Consider the following 5,597-nt stretch of genomic DNA (forward strand, 5'->3'; position numbering starts at 1 on the left):
CTTCGCCGACGAGCTCTTCGAGGATGTCCTCGAGGAACAGCACCCCGACCGCCTCGCCCGACGCCTCGGTCGTGCGCGCGATGTGCGTGCCCGAGCGGCGTAGCACGGCGAGCACCGACTCGATCTCGGCATCCGCGTCGACATCGACGAGCGGCCGCACCGACGAGGGCGGGATCGGCAGCTCGAACGCATCGCCCTCGAGGTCGAGCACATCCTTGAGGTGCACATAGCCCACGGGCATCCCCTGCTCGTCATCGATGACGTAGCGGCTGAAGCCGTGCTTCGCGACCGCGTGCTCGACGTCGGCCGGCGTCGCGGAGCGCGGCAGCCTCTCGATGTCGACGAGCGGCACGCTCACCTCACGGGCGGTCTTGGCGCTGAACTCGAAGGCGTTGCTGAGCGCACCGGTCGAGTCCTGCAGCAGGCCCTCGCGCGTCGACTGCTGCACGATGGTCTCGACCTCTTCGAGCGTGAACGTCGACACCGCCTCATCGCGCGGCGTCACGCCCGTGAGGCGCACCACGCCGTTCGCCGCCCAGTTGAGGGCGTGGGTGATGGGCCCGAAGACGCGCCCGATGCCGACCAGCGGCGGCGCGAGCAGCACGACGGCGCGGTCGGGGAACGAGAACGACAGGTTCTTCGGCACCATCTCGCCGAGCACGACGTGCAGGAACGAGACGACCACCAGCGTGATGATGAACGACGTCACGTCGATCACGCCCTCCGACAGACCGGTCAGACCGAGCGGCCCGTGCAGCAGGTGGTGGATCGCCGGCTCGGACACGTTCAGGATCAGCAGCGAGCAGACCGTGATGCCGAGCTGAGTGGTCGCGAGCATCAGCGTCGCGTGCTCCATCGCCCACAGGGCGGTCTTCGCGCTGCGCTTGCCCCGCTCGGCCGCGGGTTCGATCTGCGACCGCCGGGCGCTGATCACCGCGAACTCGGCGCCGACGAAGAACGCGTTGCCGAGCAGCAGCACGAACAGCCAGACGATTCCTGCCCAGTCAGACATCGGCCTCACCCGCCTGCGCCGCGCTGTCGATGTCGACGGATGCCTGCGGCTGCCGTGTGAAGACGATGCGGTCGGCCCGGCGGCCGTCGAGTGCGGTCACGCGCAAGGTGCCGCCCTCGACCGGAACGGTGTCCCCGAGCTCGGGCAGCCGGCCGAGCTGCGCCATGAGGAATCCGGCGACGGTCTCGTAGCGCTCGTCCTCCGGCACCTCGACGCCCGCGCGGTCGAGCAGCTCATCGGGGCGCAGCAGGCCGCTGAACTCGATCTCGCCGCCCGGGCCGGGGGCGAGATCGACGTCGTCTGCGCCCGTGTCGTGCTCGTCGGCGACCTCGCCCACGAGCTCTTCCACGAGATCCTCGAGGGTGGCGACGCCTGCCGTGCCGCCGTATTCGTCGACGACGACGGCCATCTGCAGACTGCGCGCGCGCAGCTCGGCGAGCAGCGAGTCGAGGTGCATGGTCTCGGGCACGCGCAGCGCCTCGGTCTGCAGCGCGCTCACGGGCACGCGCCCGCGGCGGTCGTGCGGAACCGCGACCGCCTGCTTGACGTGCACGATGCCGGCGATGTCGTCGATGCCGTCGTCGATCACGGGGAAGCGCGAGTGGCCGGATTCCCGGGCCAGCGCGATCACGTGCTCGGCGGTGTCGTCGCGCTTCACCGCGTCGAGCTGCGGCCTCGGCGTCATGACGTCGCTCGCGACGCGACTCGAGAACATCAGGGTGCGGTCGAGCAGGCTCGCAGTGTCCTGCTCGAGCACGCCCTGCTCGGCCGAGCGGCGCACGAGCGAGCTGAGCTCCTCCGCGCTGCGGGCCCCCGAGAGCTCTTCCTTCGCCTCGATGCCGAAGAGCCCGAGCACCGCGTTGGCGCTGCCGTTCAGCACGGCCACCGCCGGGCGGAACACGCGGGTGAACACCGTCTGGAACGGGATCACCACGCGCGCGGTCGCGATCGGCAGCGCGAGCGCAAAGCTCTTCGGAACCAGCTCGCCGAGGATCATCGACCCGAGCGTGGCGACGACGATCGCGACGATCGACGAGGTGACCGCCGCCGCGGCATCCGCCAGGTTCAGCGCATCGAGGGCGGGCGCGAGCAGCCTGCCGATCGACGGCTCGAGCGTGAAGCCCGTGAGCAGCGTCGTCAGGGTGATGCCGAGCTGCGCGCTCGAGAGGTGGGTCGAGGTATGCCGCAGCGCATCGATCGTCATCGAGAGCCGGCTCTCTCCGCGCTCACGCCGCGCCTCGAGCTCGGCGCGGTCGAGGTTCACGAGCGCGAACTCGCTGGCGACGAAGAACCCCGTGCCGACGATCAGCGCGATACCGATGAGCAGCAGGACCCAGTCAGGCACGAGTGCGCACCGCCCGGGGCGTCACGGGCTGAGGGCTGAAGGTGCTCGCAGACGGGGGCTCCATACGCGGCCAGTCTATCGGCGTCGCCCGCGCATGCCGCCGCCCGCGGCGTCGCGCCGCCCTTCTCGGACGACTTTCCCGGCTGCGCTGCTCGGATCCTCTTCGCGCTGCTCGGATCCTCTTCGCGCTGCTCGGATCCGGACAGCGCGAAGCGGATCCGAGCAGCGCGACCCCCGGTGGAAGGCCGCGCCGGCACCCGCGTCTTGCCCAGCACAGCTTGCGAACTCGCGAGATTGTCCACGGATGCCTGTTCCGCGGTCTCACTGTCACGCGCCGGTGCTCCACCATCGACGGCATGAAGCACGCGGATCACGCCATCGCTCTCGCCCTCGAGCTGGGTCTCATCGTGAACTTCGACGCGCGTGAGCGCCGCGTCGACTCCGACGCCTTGGCCCGAGGCGTCGAGCGCGGAACGCACCTGAGGTTGGTGCCCGGCGTGTTCGTCGAAGCGGCCGTTTGGAACGCTGCCGATCGCTTCACGAGGTTCCGTATGCGGTTTCTCGCGGTGGCAACGACCATGGAGCCCGATGTGGTGTTCTCACACCTCACTGCCGCGACCTGCCTGGGACTCCCGGTGCTGGGCGAGCTTCCCGACCGCATCGACGTGACGATCCCGCCATCCACCGGCGGCCGCAGCAGCGGCAATGTGCGTCGGCACGCAGCGGTTCTCTCCGACCAGGAGATCATCAGAGTCGGCGGCTTCCTCGTGACGAGCCCCGCACGAACCGTCGCCGACATTGCCCGTTCCGAGTCCTTCACGCGCGCAGTAGCGACCGCGGATGCCGCCCTGCGCATCAAGCGGAAGCCGTCGCCACTGCTGACGCTCGACGAGTTCGCTCAGGTGGTGGAGCTCGATCGCAACCGATACGGCGCGGCGAAGCTGCGGCGCGTGGCTGCTTTTGCGAGCACTCTTTCCGATTCAGTACGCGAATCGGAGAGCCGCTGCCTCATTCATCTCGCCGGATTTCCCGCGCCGGTGCTGCAGCAGGAATGGCGCGACCATGACGGGCTCGTCGGCTATTCGGACTTCTGGTGGCCCGATCACGGGCTGATCGGCGAATACGACGGTCACATCAAGTACGTGAAGCCAGAGTTCATGAAAGGCCGAACGCTCTCAGAGGTCATCGAAGACGAGAAGCGACGCGAGGACCGGATGCGCGCCCTCGGCCCCCGGGTGACCCGCTGGGTGACCACGGATCTCACCCTGGCGCGCCTGACCGCCCATCTCACTCGTGCGGGCCTGCCGCTCATTCGAGCGCCGCGACGCGCCTGACTCATCGGCAGGTGGCCTTTGCCTCGGCATCCCCTCGCGTTGCACTTGCGCTGCTCGAATCCTCTTCGCGCTGCTCGGATCCGGGCAACGTCAAGCGGATCCGAGCAGCGCAACCGGAACGGCGCGGGGCGCGGGGCGCGGGGCGCAGCGCACCCCCTCACCACGAGACCGGCAGCGCCTTGCCCTCCTCATAGCCGGCAGCCGACTGCAGCCCCACGAGCGCGCGCTCGTGGAACTCGGGGACGGTCCGCGCGCCCGCGTAGGTGAACGACGAGCGCACCCCGGTCGTGATCATGTCGAGCAGATCCTCGACCGAGGGCCGCTGCGGGTCGAGGTAGATCTTCGACGACGAGATCCCCTCTGCGAACAGCTCCTTCCGGGCACGCTCATACGGCGACAGCCGCGCGAACCGCGCCTGCACGGCCTTGTTCGACGCCATGCCCCAGCTCTCCTTGTAGAGCCCGGCGGCGTCGCTGCGCAGCAGCCCGGGCGCCTCGATCGTGCCGGCGAACCACGACCCGATCATGACGGATGCCGCACCTGCGGCGAGCGCGAGGGCGACGTCCCTCGGGTACCGCACTCCCCCGTCGGCCCACACGTGCGCGCCGAGCTCGCGCGCGGCCTCCGCCGTCTCGAGCACGGCCGAGAACTGCGGCCGCCCGACCGCCGTCATCATGCGGGTCGTGCACATGGCGCCGGGCCCGACACCCACCTTGAGGATGTTCGCGCCCTCGGCGACGAGGTCCTGCACAGCCGCCGCCGTCACGATGTTCCCTGCCACGAGCGGCAGCCCCAGATCGAGACCGGCGACGGCGCCGAGCGCCCGGCGCATTCCGTCCTGGTCGCCGTGGGCGGTGTCGAGCACCAGCACGTCGACGCCCGCATCGCGCAGCGCGCGGGCCCGCCCCGTGACGTCGCCGTTGATGCCGATGGCGGCGGCGGCGAGCAGCCGCCCCTGCGCGTCGACCGCCGGCGGGTAGATCGTCGATCGCAGCGCCGAGGTCTTCGAGAGGGTGCCGATCACACGGCCCTGGCTGATCACGGGCGCGAACTCGACGCCGGCTGCGTCGAGCAGATCGAAGGCGGCGCGACCGTCGGGCACGTCCTCGGCCTCGAGCGCGGTGAGCTCGCCGTGCACGAGGTCGCCCAGCCGGGCATCCGGCGGCACGACCGCAAGCCGCGTCGCGAGCACCGCACCGGCGTACGTGTCGTCGGCGTCGTGCAGCACGACGCCGAGCCCGTGCACGGCCGGCACCCGCTCGAGCGCGTCACTGGCCGTGTCGTCGGGCGACATGATGATGGGCGTGTCGTAGGCGACCGGCTGCTCTTTGACGAACCGGATGCCTGCCGCGAGCTCCTGCGGAGGGAGATCCTGGGGCAGCACGCCGAGCCCGCCGCGCCGCGCGAGAGTCGCCGCGAGGCGCGGCCCGGTGACCGAGTTCATGTTGCTCGCCACGATCGGGATGCGCGCGCCCGTTCCGTCGCCCGGGGCGAGGTCGACGTCGAGCCGGCTGGTGACGGCGGAGCGGCTCGGCACCAGGAAGACATCGGAATACGTCAGGTCGTGCTGGGGCGCTTGGCCGTAGAACCTCATGCCTCAACGCTATGCCGCGCCGGGCAAGTCGGGCACGGGGCGTTGTCCACAGGGCTTAGGCTTGATAGTCGTTGGGCGCTGGGGCCGGAAAGGCCCCGGCCTGATGAAGCAGGACACCAGACGTCAATGGAGAAGGTGGGCGATCGGCTGTGGCAAGCCAGCTGACTGGCACGGAAGAGGGACAGTTCGGAGCCAACGACTGGCTGGTCGAAGAGCTCTACGAGCAGTACCTCGCCGACAAGAATTCGGTCGACCGGTCGTGGTGGCCGATCTTGGAGCAGAAGGCAGCTGAGGCCGCGGGGGCTCCCGCTC

At 70.0% G+C, this 5,597-nt stretch carries 5 protein-coding genes; 2 read left to right on the forward strand and 3 right to left on the reverse strand.

The window, feature by feature from the left end; all coding sequences use genetic code 11:
• Positions 1 to 1,012, reverse strand: a 1,012-nt coding sequence (locus tag ACM2XV_RS11595) for a hemolysin family protein (protein WP_487027032.1), incomplete at its 3' end; no start/stop codon positions are given.
• A complete protein-coding gene (locus ACM2XV_RS11600; RefSeq protein WP_487027033.1) occupies positions 1,005 to 2,357 on the reverse strand; it encodes a hemolysin family protein in 1,353 nt (450 codons plus the stop codon). The genes ACM2XV_RS11595 and ACM2XV_RS11600, both read right to left, overlap by 8 nt.
• 497 nt (positions 2,358 to 2,854) lie before the next feature.
• Here ACM2XV_RS11600 and ACM2XV_RS11605 point away from each other — a divergent pair, with 497 nt between their 5' ends.
• Positions 2,855 to 3,691 (forward strand): hypothetical protein, encoded by an 837-nt coding sequence (locus ACM2XV_RS11605; RefSeq protein WP_487027034.1) that lies wholly within the window; start codon positions 2,855 to 2,857, stop codon positions 3,689 to 3,691.
• Between the two features lie 157 nt (positions 3,692 to 3,848).
• Here the strand turns inward: ACM2XV_RS11605 and guaB1 are convergent, their stop codons facing one another.
• Entirely contained in the window at positions 3,849 to 5,285 is a 1,437-nt protein-coding gene (gene guaB1, locus ACM2XV_RS11610; protein WP_487027035.1) for a GMP reductase, read from the reverse strand.
• A gap of 149 nt (positions 5,286 to 5,434) precedes the next feature.
• On the opposite strand from guaB1, the gene ACM2XV_RS11615 reads away from it, so the two are divergent.
• The coding region (locus ACM2XV_RS11615) for a 2-oxoglutarate dehydrogenase E1 subunit family protein (RefSeq protein ID WP_487027036.1) at positions 5,435 to 5,597 on the forward strand (163 nt) is incomplete at its 3' end.

The organism is Gryllotalpicola sp. CP2-P1 (assembly GCF_057512245.1).